This window comes from Hyphomonas chukchiensis (assembly GCF_000682695.1).
GTDB lineage: Bacteria > Pseudomonadota > Alphaproteobacteria > Caulobacterales > Hyphomonadaceae > Hyphomonas > Hyphomonas chukchiensis.
The window spans coordinates 132,717-154,805 of the sequence record NZ_AWFG01000052.1 but is presented as its reverse complement, the minus strand read 5'-3'; the positions used below and the strand labels follow the sequence as shown (position 1 = coordinate 154,805).

General features: G+C 61.8%; 23 protein-coding genes and 1 tRNA gene. 18 read left to right on the top strand and 6 right to left on the bottom strand.

Annotated elements, in window-relative coordinates; translation table 11 throughout:
• Positions 1-25: 25 nt before the first annotated feature.
• Together secD and secF are read left to right on the top strand one after the other, a co-directional pair.
• Positions 26-1,633, top strand: a complete 1,608-nt coding sequence (gene secD / locus HY30_RS14840; RefSeq protein WP_034742327.1) for a protein translocase subunit SecD — start codon at positions 26-28, stop codon at positions 1,631-1,633.
• An 18-nt stretch (positions 1,634-1,651) separates the two neighbouring features.
• On the top strand, positions 1,652-2,641 hold the full coding sequence (gene secF / locus HY30_RS14835; RefSeq protein WP_034742323.1) for a protein translocase subunit SecF: 990 nt from the start codon (positions 1,652-1,654) through the stop codon (positions 2,639-2,641).
• Here the strand turns inward: secF and HY30_RS14830 are convergent.
• Complete coding sequence (locus HY30_RS14830) at positions 2,638-3,201, bottom strand: LOG family protein (protein ID WP_034742320.1); 564 nt, start codon at positions 3,199-3,201, stop codon at positions 2,638-2,640. The two genes, secF and HY30_RS14830, sit on opposite strands and share 4 nt — an antisense overlap.
• A gap of 124 nt (positions 3,202-3,325) precedes the next feature.
• Between HY30_RS14830 and HY30_RS14825 the strand changes: the two genes are divergently transcribed.
• Positions 3,326-5,173, top strand: a complete 1,848-nt coding sequence (locus HY30_RS14825) for an ABCB family ABC transporter ATP-binding protein/permease (RefSeq protein WP_034742317.1) — start codon at positions 3,326-3,328, stop codon at positions 5,171-5,173.
• 28 nt (positions 5,174-5,201) lie between these two features.
• Positions 5,202-6,089 carry a phosphatidylserine decarboxylase gene (locus HY30_RS14820; protein ID WP_034742314.1) on the top strand — a complete coding sequence of 296 codons (888 nt, stop codon included), beginning with the start codon at positions 5,202-5,204 and terminating at the stop codon, positions 6,087-6,089.
• On the opposite strand, the gene HY30_RS14815 is transcribed toward HY30_RS14820, so the two are convergent.
• Positions 6,086-6,292, bottom strand: coding sequence for a DUF2842 domain-containing protein (locus tag HY30_RS14815; protein ID WP_206741481.1), 207 nt, complete (start codon positions 6,290-6,292; stop codon positions 6,086-6,088). The two genes, HY30_RS14820 and HY30_RS14815, sit on opposite strands and share 4 nt — an antisense overlap.
• An 87-nt stretch (positions 6,293-6,379) precedes the next feature.
• Here HY30_RS14815 and HY30_RS14810 point away from each other — a divergent pair, with 87 nt between their 5' ends.
• Positions 6,380-7,408: a COX15/CtaA family protein gene (locus HY30_RS14810; RefSeq protein WP_034742308.1), complete on the top strand. Its 1,029-nt coding sequence runs from the start codon at positions 6,380-6,382 to the stop codon at positions 7,406-7,408.
• On the opposite strand, the gene HY30_RS14805 is transcribed toward HY30_RS14810, so the two are convergent.
• Complete coding sequence (locus HY30_RS14805; RefSeq protein WP_155839354.1) at positions 7,405-8,340, bottom strand: hypothetical protein; 936 nt, start codon at positions 8,338-8,340, stop codon at positions 7,405-7,407. The genes HY30_RS14810 and HY30_RS14805 overlap by 4 nt on opposite strands.
• A gap of 68 nt (positions 8,341-8,408) precedes the next feature.
• On the opposite strand from HY30_RS14805, the gene rplM reads away from it, so the two are divergent.
• The 3 genes from rplM (at position 8,409) to argC (ending at position 10,392) form a co-directional block, all read left to right on the top strand.
• Positions 8,409-8,873: a 50S ribosomal protein L13 gene (gene rplM / locus HY30_RS14800; RefSeq protein ID WP_034742303.1), complete on the top strand. Its 465-nt coding sequence runs from the start codon at positions 8,409-8,411 to the stop codon at positions 8,871-8,873.
• Positions 8,874-8,876: 3 nt separating this feature from the next.
• Positions 8,877-9,362 (top strand): 30S ribosomal protein S9, encoded by a 486-nt coding sequence (gene rpsI, locus HY30_RS14795; protein ID WP_034742301.1) that lies wholly within the window; start codon positions 8,877-8,879, stop codon positions 9,360-9,362.
• 82 nt (positions 9,363-9,444) lie between these two features.
• On the top strand, positions 9,445-10,392 hold the full coding sequence (argC, locus tag HY30_RS14790) for an N-acetyl-gamma-glutamyl-phosphate reductase (RefSeq protein ID WP_034742298.1): 948 nt from the start codon (positions 9,445-9,447) through the stop codon (positions 10,390-10,392).
• Positions 10,393-10,398: 6 nt separating this feature from the next.
• Here the strand turns inward: argC and HY30_RS14785 are convergent, their stop codons facing one another.
• Complete coding sequence (locus HY30_RS14785; protein WP_034742295.1) at positions 10,399-12,228, bottom strand: PHA/PHB synthase family protein; 1,830 nt, start codon at positions 12,226-12,228, stop codon at positions 10,399-10,401.
• Positions 12,229-12,299: 71 nt separating this feature from the next.
• On the opposite strand from HY30_RS14785, the gene HY30_RS14780 reads away from it, so the two are divergent.
• Both HY30_RS14780 and HY30_RS14775 read left to right on the top strand, forming a co-directional pair.
• Positions 12,300-12,734, top strand: a complete 435-nt coding sequence (locus HY30_RS14780) for a hypothetical protein (RefSeq protein WP_034742292.1) — start codon at positions 12,300-12,302, stop codon at positions 12,732-12,734.
• On the top strand, positions 12,731-13,945 hold the full coding sequence (locus HY30_RS14775) for an LL-diaminopimelate aminotransferase (RefSeq protein ID WP_034742289.1): 1,215 nt from the start codon (positions 12,731-12,733) through the stop codon (positions 13,943-13,945). The genes HY30_RS14780 and HY30_RS14775 overlap by 4 nt, the downstream gene beginning before the upstream one ends.
• A gap of 16 nt (positions 13,946-13,961) precedes the next feature.
• Here HY30_RS14775 and HY30_RS14770 read toward each other — a convergent pair whose 3' ends face one another.
• Positions 13,962-14,684: an alpha/beta fold hydrolase gene (locus tag HY30_RS14770; RefSeq protein ID WP_081812268.1), complete on the bottom strand. Its 723-nt coding sequence runs from the start codon at positions 14,682-14,684 to the stop codon at positions 13,962-13,964.
• Between the two features lie 36 nt (positions 14,685-14,720).
• Here HY30_RS14770 and HY30_RS14765 point away from each other — a divergent pair, with 36 nt between their 5' ends.
• Positions 14,721-15,071 carry a MerR family transcriptional regulator gene (locus HY30_RS14765; protein WP_034742283.1) on the top strand — a complete coding sequence of 117 codons (351 nt, stop codon included), beginning with the start codon at positions 14,721-14,723 and terminating at the stop codon, positions 15,069-15,071.
• 9 nt (positions 15,072-15,080) lie between these two features.
• On the opposite strand, the gene HY30_RS14760 is transcribed toward HY30_RS14765, so the two are convergent.
• Positions 15,081-15,956, bottom strand: a complete 876-nt coding sequence (locus HY30_RS14760) for a MaoC/PaaZ C-terminal domain-containing protein (protein ID WP_034742280.1) — start codon at positions 15,954-15,956, stop codon at positions 15,081-15,083.
• 157 nt (positions 15,957-16,113) lie between these two features.
• Here HY30_RS14760 and HY30_RS14755 point away from each other — a divergent pair, with 157 nt between their 5' ends.
• From HY30_RS14755 to HY30_RS14725, 7 genes are all read left to right on the top strand, one after another.
• Positions 16,114-17,397 (top strand): homoserine dehydrogenase, encoded by a 1,284-nt coding sequence (locus HY30_RS14755; RefSeq protein ID WP_034742277.1) that lies wholly within the window; start codon positions 16,114-16,116, stop codon positions 17,395-17,397.
• Between the two features lie 56 nt (positions 17,398-17,453).
• The gene (glpX, locus tag HY30_RS14750; RefSeq protein WP_034742274.1) at positions 17,454-18,407 is read left to right on the top strand and encodes a class II fructose-bisphosphatase; all 954 of its coding nucleotides are present in this window, start codon (positions 17,454-17,456) and stop codon (positions 18,405-18,407) included.
• Positions 18,408-18,494: 87 nt separating this feature from the next.
• Positions 18,495-20,288 carry a single-stranded-DNA-specific exonuclease RecJ gene (gene recJ, locus HY30_RS14745; protein WP_034742271.1) on the top strand — a complete coding sequence of 598 codons (1,794 nt, stop codon included), beginning with the start codon at positions 18,495-18,497 and terminating at the stop codon, positions 20,286-20,288.
• A gap of 79 nt (positions 20,289-20,367) precedes the next feature.
• A tRNA-Glu gene (locus HY30_RS14740) sits at positions 20,368-20,442 on the top strand.
• Between the two features lie 126 nt (positions 20,443-20,568).
• Positions 20,569-21,099 carry a cold-shock protein gene (locus HY30_RS14735; protein ID WP_034742268.1) on the top strand — a complete coding sequence of 177 codons (531 nt, stop codon included), beginning with the start codon at positions 20,569-20,571 and terminating at the stop codon, positions 21,097-21,099.
• A gap of 57 nt (positions 21,100-21,156) precedes the next feature.
• Entirely contained in the window at positions 21,157-21,612 is a 456-nt protein-coding gene (locus HY30_RS14730; RefSeq protein WP_034742265.1) for a DUF192 domain-containing protein, read from the top strand.
• 13 nt (positions 21,613-21,625) lie between these two features.
• On the top strand, positions 21,626-22,039 hold the full coding sequence (locus tag HY30_RS14725) for a PaaI family thioesterase (protein ID WP_034742555.1): 414 nt from the start codon (positions 21,626-21,628) through the stop codon (positions 22,037-22,039).
• Positions 22,040-22,089 lie beyond the last annotated feature (50 nt).

Here is a 22,089-nt window from a genome sequence, read left to right as displayed (position 1 = left end):
GTTTTACCGTCTCAAGGACTAGACCATGCTTCAGTTTCCAGCCTGGAAAATCTGCCTGATCCTCGGCATCATGTTGTGGGGCACGATGATGGCGCTGCCCAATGTCGTGAACATGTCCGGCGCGCCTGCCGGTGTCCCCAAGCAGGGCGTCAATCTCGGGCTCGATCTTCAGGGCGGCGTGTATCTCATGATGGAGATCAACCCGGACGAAGTGGTCGCCAACCGGCTGGAAGTGTTCGCCATCGATGTGCGCAATGCGCTCGGCAACAAGGATGGCAAGCCGCTGATCGGGCACCTGTCCACGGTCGAAGGTCGCACGCTGAATATCGAACTCACCCGCCCGGATGCCGACGGCAAGTTCCCGATGGACGAGGCGCTCACACGCATTCGCAAACTGAACAGCAGCGTTGAAGGCGCCATTGGCGGCGCCAAGACCTATGAGGTTGAGCCTGCGGGTCCGGCGCTGATCAAGGTCACGGTGCCGGCAACGGCCGAAGAAGCGCTGATGAAAGACGCCTTGGCCAAGACGATGACCATCGTGCGTCGCCGCGTTGACCCGGAAGGCGTCAGTGAAATCTCGATCACACCGCAGGGTAATAGCCGGATTATCCTGGAAGCTCCCGGTGAACCCGACGCGACCCGCCTGAAAAACCTGCTCAGCCGTGACGGCAAGATGACATTCAACCTGGTCGAAAGCAGCCCTTCGGCGATTGCCGCGGCTGAAAAGGGCGTTGTGAAGCCGGGCTATCGCCTGCTCAGCGGCCCGCAGACAGGCCAGCTCCTCGTCCGCAACATTCCTGAAGTGACCGGCGCTGATATCGCCACGGCCAGCCAGGGCTACGATGACGGCAACCGTCCGCAGATCAATTTCCGCCTGAATGGCAATGGCGCGGCGAAGTTCTACCAGACCACCCGCAACAATTCCGGCAAGCTGTTCGCCATTGTGCTCGACGATACGATCATGTCTGCGCCCCGCATCAACGAGCCGATCCCGGGCGGCAGCGTTCGCATCACCGGCGATTTCACGCTGGAAGAAGCGCAGGATCTCGCCGCCATCATCGAAGCCGGCGAAATGCCTGCCAAGGTCCAGTTTCTCGACCAGCGCACGGTCAGCGCCACGCTGGGGCAGGACTCAATCCGCGCCGGTATCCGGGCCTCGCTGATCGGTCTGGCCCTCGTCGCCATTTTCATGATCCTGGCCTACGGCCTGATGGGCATCTTCGCCGTCGGCTCGCTCGCTGCCAACATCATCCTGATTGTCGGCGCACTGTCCGGCCTTGGGGCGACGCTGACCCTGCCGGGTATCGCGGGTATCATTCTCACTATCGGTATGGCCGTGGACGCCAACGTGCTCGTGTTCGAACGCATCCGGGAAGAACAACGCGCAGGCCGCTCGCCGCTGACGGCCGTACAGGCGGGTTATGAACGCGCCCTGTCGACCATCCTCGATGCCAACATCACGACCTTCATTGCGGCTGCAATCCTTTACCTCCTCGGTTCGGGCCCGGTGAAGGGCTTCGCAGTGACGCTGGCCATCGGTATCGTCACCTCCGTGTTCACCGCATTCGTGCTGACACGCTGGTTCACGGTCATGTGGCTCAAGGGCTTCAAGCCCAAGAAATTCGCGCTTTAGGCGGACAGGAGAGAGACAATGCTACTCAGATACTGGCCTGAAAGCACGAACATCAAGTTCATGAGCCTGCGCATGGGCGGTGCGCTCCTGTCGGTGATCATGATCACGGCGTCGATCTTCTTCCTCGCCTCACGTGGCCTGAACCTTGGCGTCGACTTCGCCGGCGGCACCGTCATGGAACTGCAGCAGACCGAGACCGTCACGGTTGAGTCCGTGCGCGCAGCCATGCCCTTCAATGCGGAAGTGAACACCGCTGTGGGCACAGATGCCCGCCCCATCGTGGTGGTGAAGTTCGGTGCGGCAGATCCCGCACAGCTCGGTGACGAGTTTGCCAATCTGGCTCCTGCCGCACAGGCAGAGCGTGCCCAGCAGGTGACGAACGACATTGTCGCCAGGACGCTGAAAGACAAGCTCGGCCTGACGGATTCGGATTTCCTGCGCGACGATTCCGTCGGCCCGAAAGTCTCCGGCGAACTCTTCCGCTCAGGCATCATGGCGCTGGTCGTCGCGCTTGGCCTGATGCTCGCCTACATCTGGTTCCGGTTCGAGTGGCAGTTTTCGGTCGGCGCCGTTGCAGCACTGGCGCACGACGTCATCATCACGCTCGGCGTGTTCTCGTTGCTTCAACTTGAGTTCAACCTGACCACGATCGCGGCCCTGCTGACCATTATCGGTTACTCGATGAACGACACGGTCGTCGTGTTCGACCGGGTGCGCGAAGAGCGTCGCAAGTACAAGAAGATGCCCGACCGGCAAGTCATCGACCAGTCGCTGAACTCCACCCTGTCGCGGACGCTGCTGACCTCGGGCACGACACTGCTCGCCCTGTTCGCCATCTTCTTCCTTGGCGGCCCGGTCCTGCGCGGCATGAGCTTCGCGCTGATCTGGGGCATCTTTATCGGTACTTACTCGTCCATCTTCATCGCGTCCGCGATCGTGTTGTCGCTTGGCATGGACCTGAACAAGAAGCCGGCTGAGGAAGTCACCGGCTTTCAGGGCATACGCTAGACGTCGATAACCACCACGCGGTCGTCGAGGGCAGCAATGGCTGTCTGGGGTGAGTCCGAGTGAACGAGCAGCGACCGGAAGCTTTCCGGCGTGAACCCGCCGTCGATGATCTTTTCCATCAGGTCGAAGAAGGGCTCCCAGAACCCGTCTTCATCAAGGAAGGCCATTGGCTTCTGGTGCAGGCCAAGGCGCGCCCATGACAGGATCTCGACGGCTTCTTCCAGCGTGCCGATGCCGCCCGGAAGAACGATAAACGCGTCCGATTCGTCAAACATCATCTGCTTGCGCGTGTGCATGTCCTCGACAATGCGGTGCTCCACGTCTTCGAAGATACGCTCTTTCTGCAGCAGGAAGCGGGGCATGATGCCCAGCACTTCGCCAGCTGATTCGTGGGCCGCGCGGGCGCACGCACCCATCAGGCCGACGCCACCGCCGCCGTAAACCAGGCGGATGTCTCGCTTGGCAAGTTCCCGGCCAAGCTCAACGGCCAGCGCAATATATCCAGGGCTTACGGCATCCGACGCGCCGCAATAGACGCAGATCGATTTCAACTTCTTCATGGCAAATCCGGCTCTTTTCTCGACGCGCAGAGATAACGACTGAGGCGCCCGGGCGCCAGTTCCAATGTCTGTGCGGTTTCGGGAAGCGCATTTGGCGTTTTGTCTTCAACCGATTCCGCCCCATATGGCGCCAATGAGCCCTCCCACAGATACACAAGCCAATCATGACAAGATCGACAGTGCCGACGGCGGTATTGGCGTATCGATCCTGCGAATCCTGAAACTGCTCGGCCGGTCGGAGCTGGCCAAGTGGCGTCCTGTCATGGCCATCGCCGTGATCGTCACGTTGGCCGCTTCCGTGCTTGAGGTTGTCTCGCCACTCGTCCTTGGCCACGCGATCAACCGCGCCGCACCTGAGGGCGGTGAGCCACCGGCCTTTGCGGCCGCTGCGATGTGGCTAACCATCGGCATAAGCGTGCGATTCCTTGCTGCCGCTCTGCCGCAGATGCGGGACTTCCTGTTCGCGCCGGTCAGCCAGGATGCTCAGCGCGTCGCCAGTGTCGATGCCTTCGGCCATGCCCAGCTCCTGTCGCTGAACTTCCACCAGACGCGCCGCACCGGCGCGCTCAACCGCGTCATTGAGCGCGGCGCCGGCGCCATCGACTACCTGATCCGCTTCCTTGCGTTCAATATCGGGCCGACTTTCATCCGCCTTGTGCTCGCGTCCATTGCGCTTGGCGTTGCCTATGATTATCGCCTCGCGCTGATCGCGATCAGCACGATCATCATCTATGTAATCGCCACGGTCATCATCACCGAATGGCGCGTGCGCCAGCGCCGGCGCATGAACGAGGCCGACACGCATTTCCGCGCCATGGCCGTCGATATCCTCACCAATTTCGAGACGGTGAAATCCTTCGCTGCCGAGCGGCGCGAGACCGGCCGCTTTGACAAGGCCATGGGCAACTATAACGACCGCTACGTTGAAACCGTGCGCAGCATGTACGTGCTGAATACGGTCCAGGCGCTTGTCATGAATTTCGGCTTGCTGGCGGTCATGGTCCTGTCGGCATGGAACGTCATCGACGGCAGGATGCAGATTGGCGACCTGACGGCCGTCATGTTGATGCTGCTATCGCTCTATGCGCCGCTGAACATCCTCGGCTGGGCCTGGCGTGAGATCAAGCAGGGCGCGGTCGATCTGGAAAAGCTCTTTGGCCTGCTCTCGATGACGGCCGACATTTCCGACGCCCCCGATGCGGTTCCGCTCACGTCGCCCAAGGGCGAGGTGACCTTCGAGCATGTCGGCTTTTCCCATGAAGGCCGCGCCGTCGGCGTCAGCGATGTCAGCTTCCATCTGGCGCCGGGGCGCAAGATCGCCTTTGTCGGCACATCGGGCGCCGGCAAATCCACACTGCTCAAACTGCTGTTCCGCTTCTATGAAGTGGATTCCGGCCGCGTGCTGGTCGACGGCAAGGACGTGCGCACGCTGACGCAGGAATCGCTGCGCAAGGCGCTCGGCCTCGTGCCCCAGGATGTCGTCCTCTTCAACGACACGATCCGCTACAATATTGGCTATGCCCGCCCGGATGCGAGCGAAGAGGAGCTTCGCGATGCCGCCCGCCGCGCCCAGCTGCTCGACTTCATCGACAGCCTGCCGGACGGCTGGAACACCCGCGTCGGCGAGCGCGGCCTCAAGCTTTCCGGCGGCGAGAAGCAGCGTGTCGGTATTGCTCGCGTCATTCTTGCGGACCCGGCTATCCTCGTACTGGACGAGGCCACGTCTGCGCTGGATAGTGCCACAGAAGAAGCTGTTCAGGACGCCCTCGAAGAGGCCGCCAGCGGCCGTACCACGCTGATGGTCGCGCACCGCCTGTCCACGGTGAAATCTGCAGACGAGATCATCGTACTGGAGGCAGGACGTGTTATCGAGCGTGGCAACCATGCGACCCTGCTGGCCAAAGACGGCAAATATGCTGATATGTGGGAACGTCAGGCCAAGAATGCCGATTTGGCGTTGGTAGACGAATAGGAATTGCCCGGGGAAGGGGCCCATTTGAATGTCTGAAGACCTTGATCGCAGAAGCACACCCTGGCTCACAGTCGGTCTGGACTGGGAAGGCGTCGCCGCCGCGCTCGGCGCGCTTCTCGTTGCGCTGTTGCTGGGCCTGATCTGGTCACCGCTGTTCTGGATCGGATTTGCCGGCGTTATCCTGGCGCTCATGGCCGCGCGCTGGTCGCACCGGACACCGCCTGATCTCGCCAATGGCATCGTATCGCCCTGTGACGGCGTGGTCGTTTCGGTCGAGCGCGTTGAGGCGCCTTCAGAATTGCGCCTCACCGAGTCTGCCACGATGCGGATTCGGGTCTCATCGGCGCCATCGGCCACGAACAAGGTTTATACGCCGATCGCGGGCAGCCTCGAATCCCTGATCCTCGAAGCTGGCGAAAACGGCGTGCCGCTGGCCACCCGCCCTGAGGATGACGGCCTGACGCGCGCCTATCTCACCTTTGAAAGCCGCGGCCAGCAGGTCGGTGTGCGGCTCGCCTCAGGCGGCTTCGGCCCGCGCATCGAACTCAGCACTGAAGCTGGCGATATCGTCCGCCTTGGCCGCCCCTTCGGGACGCGGCGTCTTGGTGGCTGGTGCGATATCTACGTGCCAAGCAATACGGGCATTCTGATCTGGCCCGGTCAGACCCTCATTGGCGGTGAAACTGTCCTCGGCCGGCTGAAATCGCAGGGCGATCCCGACCTGTTTGACGGCATGACAGCCGAGGAGCAGGAAGAGGCGCCCGTCCTTCAGGTCGAAACGGAGGCGGAACCCGAGATCGAGGAAGAGGAAGACGACGATTACCCGTCGCCTGACGAAGTATCCGTTCCCGAAGATCCCGCCGAAATCTTCGCTCGCCTGCGCGAAGCTGCCCGCAAGCATGGCGAAGAGGACTAGTCGTCGGTTTCTTCCTGCGGCCCGCTGTTCATCCATGCGAACAGCGGTTTCAGCGGGATGATCCAGCCAAACCCTGCCACGATATAGAACACCAGCTGTGCCCAGCGCGGCCATGTGCCGATCATGCCGGACAGGGTGCCCACGATCACGATCCACGCGACAATGAAGGCAAGAAGGATCAGGCTGGCGATCGGTTTGCGCATGGTCTGGCGGGCTTTCATTGGGCGGGGGCAGGGCTCTGCGACACGGTTGCCTCTTGCCGTCCCGCCTGAATAGGCCATTTAGGCCGCATGTCCCATACAGGCAAATCCCCGCAGGCGACGCGCTGGATGCGCAACTGGCTCGTGCTCGTTGGCCTGCTCGTCTACGCCATGATCCTGATCGGCGGCGCCACGCGCCTGACAGACAGCGGCCTGTCGATCACCGAATGGGACCCGATCAAGGGTGCCCTGCCGCCACTGAGCGATGCGTCCTGGGCTAGCCTGTTCGCGAAGTACCAGCAGACCGCCGAGTACAAGCTGCAGAATTCCGGCATGTCACTGGGCGATTTCCAACAGATTTTCTGGTGGGAATGGAGCCATCGCCTGTTCGGCCGCTTGATCGGCCTTGTGGCCATGGGCGGCCTCGCCATTTTCGCGATTCGCGGCTGGCTGACACGCGGCCTCGCAACCAAATTCGTAATCCTTATCCTGCTCGGTGGCCTTCAGGGCGCCATCGGCTGGTGGATGGTGTCCAGCGGCATCGGCGAGACAACCCGTGTGGATGTCGCGCCCTACCGCCTTGCCACGCATTTCATGCTGGCTTTGCTGATCATCGCCTACACGTGCTGGCTCTGGCTGGACCTTGGCGGCAAGTCGCGCCCGGTAGTCGCGCCGGCAATTCGCACAGTCGCGGTTGTCCTGCTCGGCCTCATCTTCCTGCAGATGGCAGCAGGCGCACTCGTCGCCGGGCTGGATGCCGGGCGCACCTATAATGACTGGCCGCTGATGGCGGGCGAGTTTGTGCCTCACGGTTATCTCGGGGAGGGGCTTGGCCTGCGTAGCCTGTTCGAAGGCCGGGCAACGACCCAGTTCAACCACCGCATGCTCGCCTATGCTATCTGGGCCCTGTCGCTGGGGGCCGCATGGGCTTTCCGCTCAACGCCGCTCAAGGGCGCCTTTGCAGGCCTTGCGGTGTTGGTCAGCCTTCAGGCCTGCTGGGGCATTCTTACGCTCATGAACGCCGCCCCGATGAACCTGGCGCTGCTGCACCAGGCCATCGGTGTGATTGTCACGCTGGCGGCGGTCCGGCTTGTCTGGCTGACGCGCCGACCAGCCTAGTTGGTCTCCAGAGTCAGCGGGCTCGGATCCACGAACACGGCGTGATATTCGCCAGGCTTGGTTTCGCCCGCGATCACGATCAGCCCACCGGGATAGCCACCCGACATCATCGTGCCCATCGCGGCCATCGCATCCGGCGTATCGGGCGCCACGACGGTTATGCCGTCCTTCACGTCGATTTCGGCATTTGTCATGCCCATGTCGGTCGAAATGCCGAGCTTGCCATTCTCCAGCGATACGAGCGCGTCGAGCGGGCCGCGTACCAGAGAGGCGGCATCAGACGCGCGCGGCGAGGCGACGAGCGTATCGCTCGTGAAGGCGCACGACTTGATCGGAAAGTCCGTGAAGGTCGATTCGCCGGGCACCCAGCGCAGGTCGCCCTCATCTGTCTTGATGATTCCATTCTGGAGCACGCTGCTGTTCACGTCGGTCCAGAAGGCAAGGCGCATCAGGCCCGTTCCCGGGGCCGGGCCGGAGCAGACGCCGACAACCGCATGGTCACTCGTGACGGGCAGGTCGATCTGCGCCGGGGCAATCAGGCCTTCGCCATAGATATAGCCCTTGAGCTCGCCCTCGCGGGTGATTCCCGGAAAAACGGTGATCGACCGGTCATCAATGACGGCAGACTCGCCGCTGCCTAGTGCGGAGAGGCGGAAATTGGCTTTTTCGCCAAGCTTTTCAGCCTCCATATCGAAAAATTGCACGCCGCCTTTCTCATAGGCGATGGCCAGAATGCCACGTAGGCCGCCAGACAGGCCTATGGACGAAACCTGGCCTTCCAGAGGGCGTGTGGCCCAGACGGCAGGTAGCTGTGTCCCTGCAGCAATGACGGGGGTTTCAGGCTTGGTTTCGGCCTGTTTGTCTTGTTTTGAACACGCCGTTGCTGTAAAAAGCAGGGCAAGTCCAAGCCCGGCGTTGACAAGGGGGGACACGGCGCTTAAACGCCAGCGCTTGAATTGCATTCCATGAACTCCGAAGTCGAGAGGCTCTGATTAGAGCGATGAAAACCTATAACGCACCAGCAGATGTGGAGCACAAGTGGGTCGTGATTGATGCGACTGACGTCGTCATCGGACGCCTTGCTTCTTACGTCGCAAAACGTCTTCGCGGCAAGCACCGCGTCGATTTCACGCCGCACATCGATACGGGCGATCATGTCGTCATTATCAATGCGGATAAAGCAAAATTCACAGGCAAAAAGATGACGGACAAGATCTACTACCGTCACACCGGCTACCCGGGCGGCATCAAGTCGACCACGCCTGAGAAAATCCTCAATGGCAAATTTCCTGAGCGCACCATCCAGATGGCTGTGAAGCGGATGATGCCAAAGGAAAGCACGCTCGCTCGCACCCAGTTCGGCAAGCTGCGCGTCTATGCCGGTGCAGAGCACCCTCACACGGCCCAACAGCCTGAAGTCGTCGATTTCAAATCGATGAACCGCAAGAACATCAAGGCAGCGTAATCCATGACCGATACTGCAAATTCCCTCCAGGACCTCGGCACCATGTCGGGCACGCCAGCCGCTGAAGCGCCTGCCGCGAAGATCGAACCAAAGATCGACGCTCTTGGCCGCGCCTACGGCACAGGCCGCCGCAAGGAAGCCACGGCACGAGTCTGGATCAAGCCGGGTTCCGGCAAGATCACGATCAATGGCCGCGACCAGGAGCAGTATTTCGCACGTCCGGTCCTGCGCATGGTTATTGCCCAGCCGCTGATCGAAGCCGGTCGCGACAGCGAATTCGACGTCATCGCGACTGTCAAAGGTTCGGGCCTCATGGGTCAGGCCGGTGCAGTGCGTCACGGCATCTCGCGCGCGCTCGTCAACTATGAGCCAGGCCTGCGCGCCGTGCTCAAGCCATTCGGCTTCATGACCCGCGATCCACGCGTCGTCGAGCGTAAGAAGTACGGCAAGGCTAAAGCCCGTCGTAGCTTCCAGTTCTCCAAGCGCTAGGCCGTATTCCGGTTTACCAATTCCGGCGGGCGCTTCGGGAACGAAGCGCCCGTTTTTTATTGTTCTGTGGTGGGAGGCGGCCATGCTGCCAAAAGTTTTCATTGATGGCGAAGCCGGCACGACCGGCCTTCAGATTGCCGACCGGCTGCGGGCGCGCGACGATATCGAGCTGATCTCGATTGATCCGGCCAAGCGCAAGGATATCGATGCCCGCGCCAGCATGATGAACTCGGCCGATGCCGTCATCCTCTGCCTGCCGGATGATGCGGCCCGGCTCGGCGTGTCGCTCGTCACCAACAAGAACACGATCATCATTGACGCCTCCACGGCGCACCGCACGGCGCCGGGCTGGACCTATGGCTTCCCCGAGATGGACAAGGGGCAGCGCGCCGCCATCCGTGCCTCCACCCGTATTTCCAATCCCGGCTGCTATCCGACAGGCGTGATCGCGCTCGTGCGGCCGCTTGTGGTGCGGGGCTTCGTGCCGCCGTCGTATCCGCTCACCGTGAATGCCGTTTCCGGCTACACCGGCGGCGGCAACGCCATGATTGCCGAGTTTGAGGACGCATCCGCCGCGAACCATACCAGCGACAATTACCGCATCTATGGTCTTAGCCAGAAGCACAAGCACCCCCCGGAAATGATGCGGCACGGGCGCCTCGCAAACCTGCCCATGTTCATGCCGGCCGTTGGCCGCTTTGCGCAGGGCATGATCGTCGAAGTGCCGCTCACTCTGCGCATGTTGCCCAACACGCCGCGCAGGACAGACCTGCACGCCGCCCTGACGCAGGCCTATGAGGGCGAACGCTTCGTCAAGGTCGTGGCACTGGCGGAGTCCGACAAGCTGACAGGCCTTGAGCCTGAAGCCTGCAACGGCACGAACCGGCTCGAACTCTTTGTCTTCGGCAATGATGAACAGGCGCGCCTCGTCGCCCGCCTCGACAATCTGGGCAAGGGTGCCTCAGGCGCCGCCGTCCAGAACCTGAACATCGCCCTCGGCCTTGATGAGTGGACGGGGCTGGAGGCCTGAGCCGGTCTATTTAAGCGGCAGCTTGATATGCTGAAGGCGCACTTTGACATAAGTGCCCGGCGCCGCGCCGAGTCCCATGTCTTTCGGTTGCACGGCCTTCTTCTTGGCGCCCGACTTCGGCTTCAGCCAGTCCCACCAATAGGGCCACCATGAGCCTGGGGCCTCTTGGGCCGTCTCCAGCCATTCCGCGCCCGTCTCTGTGATCTTGCCGCCCGTCCAGTGCTGGTATTTCTTCGCGTCCGGGTGGTTCACCACGCCCGCGATATGGCCCGAGCTCGACAGCACGAACTTGGTATCGCCGCCGAAGACGGTTGCCGTGCGATACACGCTCTCGAACGGGCAGATATGGTCGTCGCGGCTGGCCTGGACCATCACGGGTATGGTCACGTTCTTCAGGTCCACGGTCTCGCCCAGCAGTTCGAACTCGCCCTTCGACAGCTTGTTGTCGTAATAGCAGTCCTTGAGATAGCGCTGGTGCACCTTGCCCGGAATATTGGTCTGGTCGGCGTTCCAGTAGAGGAGGTCGAACGGGCGGGGCGACTTGCCCAGCATGTACTGGTCGATCACATAGCGCCACACGAGGTCGATCGGGCGAAGCCAGTTGAAGGTCTCGTACATCATCGCGCCCGGCATCACGCCGCCGCTCTTCTCGATCAGGCTGTCGATATAGCTGCGGCCCGGCCCGTCGGTGAACACTCTCAGGTCGCCGGCGAGTTCGAAGTCCGACTGCGACGCAAAGAAGGTCGCCGAGTTCACCCGGTCGTCGCCATTGGCTGCCATATGCGCCAGCGTGCCCGACAGCAGCGTGCCGCCGATGCAGTAGCCGACGGCATTGAGCTTCTTGGCGCCGGAGGCCTGCAGCGCGGCCTCAACGGCGGCATAGACGCCATTCTTGCTGTAATCGTCCCAGGTGTAGTCCTTGGTCACGTCGTCCGCCGACCGCCACGACACGACGAACACGGTCAGGCCCTTGTCGACCAGCCAGCGGATCATCGAATTCTCTTCGCGCAGGTCGAGAATATAGAACTTGTTGATCCAGGGCGGGAAGATCAGCAGGGGCCGCGAGTACACGGTTTCCTGTGTCGGCGCATACTGGATCAGCTCGATCAGGTCATTGCGGAACACAACCTTGCCGGGCGCGGTGGCGATGTTCTCGCCGATCTCGAAGGGCGTCTCGTCGGTCTGGCTGATGTGCAGCTTGCCGCCGGCTTTCTTCACGTCGGCGCGCGCAAGGCGGATGCCGTTCAGCACGCTCTCGCCGCCGCTTTCCATGAAGGCGCGCAGGGCTTGCGGGTTGGTGCCGAGGTAATTCGTCGGCGACATGATGTCGGTCAGCTGCTGGGTAAAAAACTTGGTCCGCAGGTGCAGGTTTTCCGGCAGGTCCGTGGCGTGGTCAGCGAGGCCCATCAGCCATTTGGTATTCACCTCATAGGCCTTGCGGATAAACTTGAAGCCCGGATTGGTCTGCCATTCAGGATCGGAAAACCGCTTGTCCGTTTCCGGGGCAGGTTCGGCGCCCAGCGCCTCCTGGGTCATTTCATTCCACAGGCCCATCCATCCGCGCATCAGTTCCATATTGGCACGCATAAGCGCTGCCGGATTCTGCGCGAGGTTCATGCCGACGGCGCGAAAGGCTTCGCCAGCGCCCATCGGGTCGCCTTGTGCCATCGTGCCGACCGGCCCTGAGCCCATCAGGACATCGCTGATCAAGGCCTGTGATTCCGTATTGGCGAGCGCGAGCGTTGTCATCAACACCTGCATCTGCAGTGGATTCTGCTCAGCCATCAGCGATTGAAGTGAAGGAAGTGCAGCCTTTTCTTTTTTATTGCCGCTCATCTGTCCCAATATCGCCTGTTTGTAGTTGCGTAACTATTCATGAGAATGTTTGTGATTTAATGAGTTTAACGATGAAAAACACGACGATTCCCCTCATAGGCGTTTCATGCTTGCTTCTGGCAGGCTGTACCGGCTCGTATTCAAAGATGCGTGACGCCGTAAACCAGGCTCCGGACTGGTATGAGACCCGTCGTGCCGAAATTCGGGGTGAAGGGTATCCAAAGCTTGTCGAGGTGCCCACGATTGCAGAGGACGACCTGCCCGGCAAGACGCTGCCGGCATCTGCTGAACGTGTGAATGAACTTACGGCGGCATTCGCGGCCAACGCGCGAGCGGAATTGCCGGCCAATGGGCCGGCCGAAATCGCAGCCGTTGGGGCCGAGATCCGCCAGCAATTTGCTGGCCTGGACCTGTCCTCGAATTTTTTGACTGACGCCGAGATCACAGCCATCAGGGAATCCTTCAACGTCCCGCGCGTCACCCAAGGTCTGAAAGGCCAGAGATGAACACCGATTTTCACAAGATCCGTCGCCTGCCACCCTATGTGTTTGAGCAGGTGAACCGGGCTAAGGCGGCTTTGCGCGCTGAGGGCGCTGACATTATCGACCTCGGCATGGGCAACCCCGATCTGCCGACACCGACGCACATTGTCGACAAACTGGTTGAAACCGCCCGCAAGCCTGACGTTAACGGCTATTCCGCCTCGCGCGGCATTCCGGGCCTGCGCCGCGCGGTCACCGATTATTACAAGCGGCGCTTCGGCGTCACGCTCGACAAGAACAAGGAAGTCATCGTCACCCTTGGCTCCAAGGAAGGCTTTGCCAACCTGGCGCAGGCTATTTCCGCGCCCGGCGACGTGATCCTGTCGCCGGACCCGTCGTATCCGCTGCATTCCTTCGGCTTCATCATTGCCGGCGCGTCGATCCGCGCCGTGCCGGCGCCATCGCCGGAACAATACCTGCGCAACCTTGAAAAGGCCGTGAAACATTGCGTTCCGCCGCCAACCGCCATGGTGCTCTGCTATCCGTCAAACCCGACGGCGGACGTCTGCGACCTCGAATTCTACAAGGATGCGGTCAAGTTCGCGAAAAAGCATGATCTCTGGATCCTGTCCGACCTCGCGTACAACGAAATCTACTTCGAGGAGCCGACCCCCTCGATCCTGCAGGTTGACGGCGCGAAAGACATCGCGGTCGAGTTCACCACCATGTCCAAGACCTATTCCATGGCCGGCTGGCGCATGGGCTTTGTCGCAGGCAACGAGACGCTGATTGCGGCCTTGGCACGTGTCAAATCCTACCTCGATTACGGCGCCTATACGCCAATCCAGGTCGCAGCCGTGGCTGCGCTTGATGGCCCGCAGGACTGCGTCGAGGAATTCCGCCAGATCTACAAGCAGCGCCGTGACGTGCTGGTTGAGAGTTTCGGCCGGGCAGGGTGGGATATTCCCAGCCCGAAGGCTTCCATGTTTGCCTGGGCGCCCATTCCGGAGCCGTTCAAGGAGCTTGGCAGCCTCGAATTCTCGCTCATGCTGATGAACGAGGCTCATGTCGCCGTCGCGCCCGGCGCCGGCTTTGGCGAGCACGGCGACGGACACGTCCGGATTGCGCTCGTCGAGAACGAGCAGCGTATCCGGCAAGCTGCCCGCAACATCAGGAAATTCCTGGAAAAACGCGGCGTGAAGGAGATCAAGCACGCGGCCGCCGCGGCGGAGTAGGCGCCTTGCGCGGCGACTAGCTGATCAGCTCTCTCAGCAGGTCGGCCATCACCTCCGGTTTTTCTATCGGCGGCAGGTGGCCGCAGTCCGGGATTATATGAAATTCCGAATGTGGAATGGCGTCGTGGATTTCGCGCGACTGGTCCATAGGGGTCATCATGTCCTCTTCGCCGACGATCACCTTCGTGCGCAGAGGAGCATTGGCCACGAACGGGCGCAGGTCGCGGCGTTCGATCACGGCGGTGTTCTGACGGACATAAATGTCGACCGTGATCGACTTCGACATGCCCAGCAGCTCTTCGCGAACATCTTCGGTGGCAGAGGAGTGAATCAGGAATTTCATGCCCTCGACGGACATGTATCGTCGTTCCTCCGGGCTCGCAGCCGAGAGGGCGGCATTCTGCGCCTGGCGCCTCGAGATCTCATCCGGCGCATCGGGTCGGATGCGGGTATCGACCAGCGCGAGGCCTTTGAGCCGGGCCGGCGCCAGATTCAGTATCTCAAGCGCGATCATGCCGCCCATTGAGACACCCGCCAGCCAGAATTCCTGCGGTGCCTGATCCAGAATGCGCCGGGCCATCGCAGTCAGGCTGTCATCCTGCAGTGTGTCGCCCACCAGGCAGTTTACCTCGTCGCCCAGTGCAGCGATTGTTCTTTCCCAGACGGCCCGGTCGCTTGCGAGGCCCGGAATCATTACCAGCGTTTCCATCATGTGTGCCTTTACTCGTCCTGAAGGCATGGTCTACACCTTCAACTACGGTTGAAGGTCAAGCACATGCGGATCGGCGAACTGGCAAGGCGGGCGGGGGTCAGTACATCCCGCATCCGTTTCTATGAATCACGGGGAATTCTCAGCCCTCCGGAACGGCTGCCGAATGGGTATCGGGTCTATGGAGATTATGACCTGAAGGTACTCGTGTTCATCAGCCGCGCCCAAAGCCTCGGCTTCACCCTGGAGGAGGTTACCCAGCACCTGCGCTCTCCGTCTGGGGCAGCACGGAAACCCCGATTCCTTTCCCGGCTCGAAGTAAAACTAGTCGAGATCGACGCGCATCTTGAAGAGGTGCGCGCACGACGGCAGGCGATTGCTGAAATTATCTCGCAACTGAAAGAGGCAGGTTACTGACGGGAGACCTCAACTGTAACTAAACCCGCCATTGTTCAGCACGACACGTCCGTCGCCGCCGACGGTTTGGAAGATGGCTGTTCCCGCGTCCCCTTCACCGGTCCATATGCGGATGGTGAGGGCTTCACCGGGCAGGACAGGCGACGAGAACCGTCCCTCCATCGCCTTGAAGCGTGCAGGCTCGTTCCCGCACAATGCCGACAGCAGCGCGCGCCCTGTGAAGCCATAAGTGCACAGGCCGTGCAGGATGGGCTTTGGAAAGCGCCCCACATCGGAGAATTTCTTGTCCGAATGCAGCGGGTTACGATCGCCGCTCAAACGGTAGAGCAGGGCCTGGTCCTCACGCGTCTGGTACGTAACGGAGTGATCCGGCGCGCGCTCCGGCGCGACATTGGTCTTGTCCGATGGCCCCCGGTCGCCGCCAAAGCCGCCTTCGCCCACAATAAACACCGATGAGGTCAACTCGAATAGCGGTTGGCCGTCGGCGGTCAGCGTCGCTACCGCTTTGGTTGCCACCACCGCGCCTTTTCCCTTGTCATAAATGCCTGTGATTTCGTCCACGAGCGTGATCTCGCCCGCGACAGGAATGGGCCGATGGAGCCTGATTCCCTGTTCGCCGTGCACCAGCATGCGCGGATCATAGGTGCCGATGCCGGACATGGCGCTTTTCCCGCCCTGTGCATTGAATCCCGCCAGAACGCCAAAGGTCGGCAGCACCTTCTGGTCGACGCCCATCGTGTTTTCAGTCGTGAACTCAAGCTCGCTCCCAACCGGGTCTGCAACGCCGCAGCCGACACCCAGCGCGTAAATCAGCGCGTCCCGTGAATCCCACGCCCACGTGCGTGCTGACCCCTTTGATCCTACGGCATCCTTGTTGATTGGCATTGCGACGGTGCTCCCTTGGTTTCCATTATTGGCATCGATTAAACACGACTTTCCGATCCACTGTAATGATACGGGTTTGGGCTGTCTGCCCCTTCCACACGAGCGCCAAACCCGCTAGGCACCTGCCGGAATACTCAGAACCGTGAAGGGGAGGACTTTGGGACCTCTAAAGATAGGCATCGCAGGTCTCGGCCATGTTGGCTGTGGATTGATCGAACTGGTCGAACGCCAGGACAAGCTTCGCTTGCCCGGTGTTGTCGAGATTACAGGCGTGAGCGCGCGCAGCCAAAGCCGCAACCGGCCGGTCGATACCGACAAGTATCGCTGGTTTGATGATGCGGCCACGCTCGCTGAAGACCCTGATGTCGACGTGTTCGTCGAGCTGATCGGCGGGTCTGATGGCCCGGCCAAGTTCGCCGTCGAAAGCGCCCTCAAGGCTGGCAAGCATGTCATCACCGCCAACAAGGCCCTGATGGCCAAGCATGGCATGGCGCTCGCCGCGCTAGCCGAGGAAAAAGGCGTCGATCTCCTGTTCGAAGCCGCGGTCGCTGGCGGCATCCCGGTGGTGCGCGTCCTGCGTGACAGCCTCGCCGGTGTCGAGATCAAGCGCGTTGCGGGCATCCTCAACGGCACCTGCAACTACCTCACGACCAGCATGCTCGAAACCGGCCGGTCCTATGACGAGGTGCTCGCCGAGGCCCAGAAGCTCGGCTATGCCGAAGCGGACCCCACGCTCGACGTTTCCGGCATGGACGCGGCCCACAAGGCCGCCATCCTCTCCGCCATCGCCTTTTCCGCCGATCTAGACTTCTCCAAGGTCAAAGTGTCTGGCGTCGACGGGATCGACCTGCTCGACCTCAAACTGGCTGATCGCCTCGGCCTGCGCATCAAACTGATCGCCGAAGGGCTCCTCACCGAAGACGGCGTCGTCTGCCGCGTTGAGCCCATGGCCCTCTCGGCTAATCATCCGCTCGCCCGAGTCAATGGCTCGCTCAACACGGTCCGCATCGAGGGCGACCCTGTCGGCGCGATCACGCTGACTGGCCCCGGGGCAGGGGCTGGCCCGACGGCCAGCGCCGTCATGGGTGATGTTGCCAAGCTTTTCCGTCCGGCGATCCGGCCGGCCTTCGGCCGTGCCGAGCACCATGTCGCGCGTCCCTTCGTGGCCGCAATGGGTGACGAGACGTCGGCCTTCTTCCTGCGGGTTCGTCTGGCTGACCAGCCAGGCGCGCTCGCTGCGCTTACGGAAGCGCTGGCCGCCGAGGGGGTTTCGGTCAACCAGCTGGTTCAGGATTCTGCGGATGATTCCGGCGCCAGCCCGGTCGCAATTGTCACTCACAGATGCCCGCGCTCCCACATGCAGGCCGCCCTAACGCGGCTCGGTAAGCTAACAATGCTGATTGACGCGCCGCGCCTGATCCGTATCGAAACTGCAAGCTAAAGTGTGAAACACGCCGTACTAGCCATGGAGTCAGTACGTTTGGGGGCAATAAAACGATGAAAAACAACGTTCTTACGCCAGGTCTTGCAGATGCCATGGTCCGTGTGACCGAGCTTGCGGCCATCGCGGCTGCCAGCGAAGTCGGCCGGGGCGACGAGAAAAAGGCCGATGCTGCCGCGGTTGATGCGATGCGCACCGCCTTTAATGCTGTTGAATTCAAAGGCCGCGTCGTGATCGGCGAAGGCGAGCGCGACGAAGCCCCCATGCTCTATATCGGCGAGGAAGTCGGCACAGGCCGCGGTCCCGAGATCGATATTGCACTGGACCCGCTTGAAGGCACGACACTCACGGCAAAGGCCATGTCCAATGCGCTGGCCGTGCTTGCCATCGCCCCGCGCGGCGGCCTGCTGCACGCCCCCGATACGTATATGGACAAGGTCGCGATTGGCCCGGGCTATCCGGAAGGCATTATCAGCCTCGATGCCACGCCTGCCGAGAACATCACGGCCTTGGCTGAGTTCAAGGGTGTCCCCGTGTCCGACATGACCGCTTGCGTGCTCGACCGCCCGCGCCATGAGGCCATCATCGCGGGCCTGCGTGAAGTCGGCTGCCGTATCGCCCTTATCACGGACGGCGATGTCGCAGGCGTTATCGCGACGACAGACCCGCAAACGGGCATCGACTTCTATGTCGGCTCCGGCGGCGCGCCTGAAGGCGTTCTGGCGGCCGCAGCCCTCAAATGCGTTGGCGGGCAGATGTTTGCACGTCTCGTCTTCCGCAATGATGACGAAAAGAAGCGGGCCACCCGCGTCGGCATCACCGATTTCGCGCGCACCTATTCGCTGAACGAACTCGCGTCCGGCGATACCGTCTTCTGCGCAACCGGCGTCACCAGTGGCAGCCTGCTGAGCGGCGTGAAGTATGCTGGTGGACGTGTCCACACGCACACGCTGGTGATGACCTCGGTGGATGGCATGGTCCGCCACGTCCGATCCGACCGCAAGGTCTGACACAGACGCTGCCAAGCCGGGTCACAGCGCCCGCATTCTGCGCTAGGATGGGCTTTCCGATTCTCTGAATGAGGAAGCCCGCTCCGCATGGCCCAAGCCGCTCAACAGTCCAGTCCCCACCTGTTCGAGGTTGACCAGTCGGCCTCAGGCCGCTTCTGGACGCTGGCTGACGCGGACGAGGCGCTGGTCCGGCGGCTTGCTCCCAGTGTCGGCGGTTCTGACCTGCTTGCCCGCCTGCTGGCCTCACGCGATGTCGATCCGGTACAGGCGGCGAGCTATCTCGCCCCCACACTGCGTGACTATTTCCCTGACCCCTCCAGCTTTGCTGACATGGACAAGGCCGCGGGCATCATCCTCGATGCCATCCTTGCCAAAAAGCGCGTCACCGTCTTTGCCGACTATGACGTCGATGGCGGCACGTCCTCGGCCATCCTCGCACGCTATTTCCGCGCGTGGGGGCAAGATCTCGGCCTCTATGTGCCGGACCGTCTGGAAGAGGGCTATGGGCCATCGCCCGCTGCCTTCCGGCACCTGAAAGACACCGGCTCGGACCTCGTCATCACCGTCGACTGCGGCGGCGCGGCCGTGGATGCGCTCAACGAGGCTGAAGCCATTGGCCTGCCGGTCGTCGTGATTGACCACCACCTCATGTCAGCCGAACTCCCGCCTTCCGCCGCGCTCGTCAATCCGAACCGCCTCGACGATACATCCGGCTGCGGCCACCTCGCGGCGGCGGGCGTCGTCTTCGTCTTCGTCGCCGCCCTCAACCGCCTCGCTCGCGAGCGCGGTCTCGCGCCAGCCGATGGCCTGCCGGACATCATGCCCTTCCTCGACCTTTGCGCGCTCGGCACGCTCTGCGACATGGCCCCGCTGCACGGCGTCAACCGCGCCTTCGTGCGTCAAGGGCTCACCATCATGGCGCGTGACCAGAACCCCGGCCTGCGCGCCCTCGCCGATGTTGCTGGCATCGGCAAGACCGAGACCGTCTATCACGCCACCTTCATGCTCGGGCCCCGCCTCAATGCTGGTGGCCGCGTCGGCGACCCATGGATCGCCGCCAAGCTGCTCGCCACGGATGACCGGCAGGAAGCGATTGAACTCGCCGAACGCCTCCACGCTCTCAACGAGGAACGCAAGGAAGTCGAAAGCGCCATTCTCGACCTCGCCATGGCACAGGCTGAACAGGCGCTGGCCCGCAACCCTGATCGCGGCATAATCATCGCCAGCGGCGAAGGGTGGCATCCCGGAGTCATCGGCATCGTCGCCGGCCGCCTCAAGGAACGCTACCACCTGCCCAGCATTGTCATAGGCTGGGGGGAGGGGCTCGGCCCCGTCGCCAAGGGCTCCGGCCGCTCGGTGAAGGGCGTCAATATCGGCGACGCCATCTCCATGGCCGCGCGGGAGGGCGTGATCCTCTCAGGCGGCGGCCATGCCATGGCAGGCGGCCTCAGCCTGGAGCCCGATCAGGTCCAGGCTTTTGACGACTGGATGGTCGCCCATATGGCGCAATTTTCGGCCGAGCGTACCGCCGCGCTTGAACTCGCCATTGATGCTGTGCTCGCCCCCGGCGCTGCCAGCCCGGCACTTGTCGACCAGATCGCGCAGATCGGCCCGTTCGGCATCGGTTCGCCGGAGCCGGTGTTTGCGCTGAAATCCGTGCATGTCACAGGCGTGCGGCAGGTCGGCGTCAATCATCTGCGTTTCATCGCCGAAGATGCCGGGGGCCGGATTGAATGTATCGCCTGGCGCGCCGCCGACACGCCCATGGGCGATGTGTTGCGAAACGGCGCGCGTGTACATATTGCGGGCAAACTGAAAGCTGACGAGTGGAATGGCCGCCGCAGAGTCCAGCTGGATGTTGCCGACGTGGCGGCTGACTGAATATTCTGCATATACCCATCAAAGACGGGTTGCTCTCGTCCGAAACAGCCGCTATATCGCCTCTTCTTCAAACCGGTGCGGTCCCTTCGTCTATCGGTTAGGACGTCAGGTTTTCAACCTGAAAAGAGGGGTTCGACTCCCCTAGGGACTGCCAGGTTTTTTTCATCCGACAATCAATGGCTTAAATCCATAAATGCCGATGTTTCCGGCATTTGTTGTGAAGATCGCGTGACAAGCGCGCCATCGCATTTTAGGTTGCTTCCTTGGGGAATTTGGGTTGATGGCGAAAGCAGTGGCGACATCCGAATCAGATATGCCTGCGGCTGAGCCCGTGGTGCGTGTGATCGGCCGCGTTAAGTGGTTCGACAGCGCCAAAGGCTATGGCTTCATCGTGGCCGACTCCACGTCGGACGCTGCCCTGACGGGTGATGTGATGCTGCATGTCTCTTGCCTGCGCGACTATGGCGAAACCTATGCTGACGAAGACGCTCGCATCGTCTGCGACGCCGTGCAGCGCGAGCGTGGATGGCAGACCGCCCACATCATCGAGATGGAGCGCCCGCGTGCGGTCATCGCTCGCGAGAAGGGCGTCGATTTCGAGTACACGCCCGTCACGCTGAAATGGTTCAACCGCACGCGTGGCTATGGCTTCGTGCAGCGCGACGGTGTCGAGATCGACATCTTCGTTCATGCCGTGGCGCTGCGCCAGGCCGGCTATGAGGATATCGAGCCCGGCACCCGGATCGAGGTCGTTCTCGGCAAAGGCTCCAAGGGCGAAAATGTCACCCTCGTGAAGCCCCGTCAGGGGTGAGCGGCAAACAGCCAAGAGCGCTTGCTCCGCCTCGCATGCGCGGCTAAACCAACCCGCATGACCCGTTTGATTGCCAGTCTTTTTGCCGCCGCTCTTTTCCTTGTCCAGGGCGCTTTCGCCCAGCTGGAGACGGGCCCGCTCGCCATTGATACAGGCGACTCCGTCCACAAGTTCACGGTGGAACTGGCCAATGATCCGGAAGAGATCCGCATCGGCCTCATGAACCGCCCTGAAATGGCGCCCAATGCCGGCATGCTGTTCGATCTGGGAGAGCCGCGCGAAGCCAGCTTCTGGATGAAGAACACCCTCATCCCGCTCGACATGCTGTTCCTCGACACTGACGGCAAGATCATCGCCATTGCCCGCAATGCCGTTCCTGGCTCGCTGCGCTCCATCGGCCCCGGCGTTCCGGTCAAGGCCGTGCTGGAGCTGAACGGTGGCCGCTCCGAAGCGCTTGGTATCGAGCCGGGCGATGTGGTCGAGCACGCGCTGTTCGGCAATCTCGCGCAATGATCTGCGCGGCCTCATGAAGCCGCCGCCATCGGGCTTTGCGCCAAATCCCTCACGCGGCAAGTTCACCCTGCACAATGGCCCCACTTATCGGGCCAGCGCAGAGGGCGACATGCGCACAGGCATGTGGGTCCTCGACCGCCACTGCAACGGCATGGGCTTCATGCATGGCGGCATGACCTGCGCTTTCTCTGACAGTGCGCTGGCATGGGCCGTTTGGACGGTCACAGGCCGCATGTCCGTTACCCTGAAACTCACGCTCGAATTCATGGATATTGTGCCCGAGGGTACATGGCTCGAAGCGCATCCCGAAGTGACCGCCGTGGACGGCGATATTGTCCACGTCACGGCCCGCCTTCTCAAGGAAGATGGACATATCGCGGCCCGCGCCGATGCGGTGTTCCGGTCCCTGCGGCGGCGCACCACATGAGGCAGGATGGCGCGCGACAACGCTAAACGCGCGCAAGACCGCAAACTATG

Coding starts and splice junctions, on each gene's coding strand:
- HY30_RS14765 (WP_034742283.1), top strand. CDS start 14,721: ATGCGGATCGGCGAACTGGCAAGGCGGGCGGGGGTCAGTACATCCCGC.
- rplM (WP_034742303.1), top strand. CDS start 8,409: ATGAAAACCTATAACGCACCAGCAGATGTGGAGCACAAGTGGGTCGTG.
- HY30_RS14825 (WP_034742317.1), top strand. CDS start 3,326: ATGGCGCCAATGAGCCCTCCCACAGATACACAAGCCAATCATGACAAG.
- argC (WP_034742298.1), top strand. CDS start 9,445: ATGCTGCCAAAAGTTTTCATTGATGGCGAAGCCGGCACGACCGGCCTT.
- HY30_RS14785 (WP_034742295.1), bottom strand. CDS start 12,228: ATGAGCGGCAATAAAAAAGAAAAGGCTGCACTTCCTTCACTTCAATCG.
- HY30_RS14725 (WP_034742555.1), top strand. CDS start 21,626: ATGAAGCCGCCGCCATCGGGCTTTGCGCCAAATCCCTCACGCGGCAAG.
- HY30_RS14775 (WP_034742289.1), top strand. CDS start 12,731: ATGAACACCGATTTTCACAAGATCCGTCGCCTGCCACCCTATGTGTTT.
- rpsI (WP_034742301.1), top strand. CDS start 8,877: ATGACCGATACTGCAAATTCCCTCCAGGACCTCGGCACCATGTCGGGC.
- HY30_RS14730 (WP_034742265.1), top strand. CDS start 21,157: ATGACCCGTTTGATTGCCAGTCTTTTTGCCGCCGCTCTTTTCCTTGTC.
- HY30_RS14820 (WP_034742314.1), top strand. CDS start 5,202: ATGTCTGAAGACCTTGATCGCAGAAGCACACCCTGGCTCACAGTCGGT.
- secF (WP_034742323.1), top strand. CDS start 1,652: ATGCTACTCAGATACTGGCCTGAAAGCACGAACATCAAGTTCATGAGC.
- HY30_RS14780 (WP_034742292.1), top strand. CDS start 12,300: ATGAAAAACACGACGATTCCCCTCATAGGCGTTTCATGCTTGCTTCTG.
- HY30_RS14735 (WP_034742268.1), top strand. CDS start 20,569: ATGGCGAAAGCAGTGGCGACATCCGAATCAGATATGCCTGCGGCTGAG.
- HY30_RS14760 (WP_034742280.1), bottom strand. CDS start 15,956: ATGCCAATCAACAAGGATGCCGTAGGATCAAAGGGGTCAGCACGCACG.
- glpX (WP_034742274.1), top strand. CDS start 17,454: ATGAAAAACAACGTTCTTACGCCAGGTCTTGCAGATGCCATGGTCCGT.
- recJ (WP_034742271.1), top strand. CDS start 18,495: ATGGCCCAAGCCGCTCAACAGTCCAGTCCCCACCTGTTCGAGGTTGAC.
- HY30_RS14815 (WP_206741481.1), bottom strand. CDS start 6,292: ATGCGCAAACCGATCGCCAGCCTGATCCTTCTTGCCTTCATTGTCGCG.
- secD (WP_034742327.1), top strand. CDS start 26: ATGCTTCAGTTTCCAGCCTGGAAAATCTGCCTGATCCTCGGCATCATG.
- HY30_RS14810 (WP_034742308.1), top strand. CDS start 6,380: ATGTCCCATACAGGCAAATCCCCGCAGGCGACGCGCTGGATGCGCAAC.
- HY30_RS14830 (WP_034742320.1), bottom strand. CDS start 3,201: ATGAAGAAGTTGAAATCGATCTGCGTCTATTGCGGCGCGTCGGATGCC.
- HY30_RS14770 (WP_081812268.1), bottom strand. CDS start 14,684: ATGCCTTCAGGACGAGTAAAGGCACACATGATGGAAACGCTGGTAATG.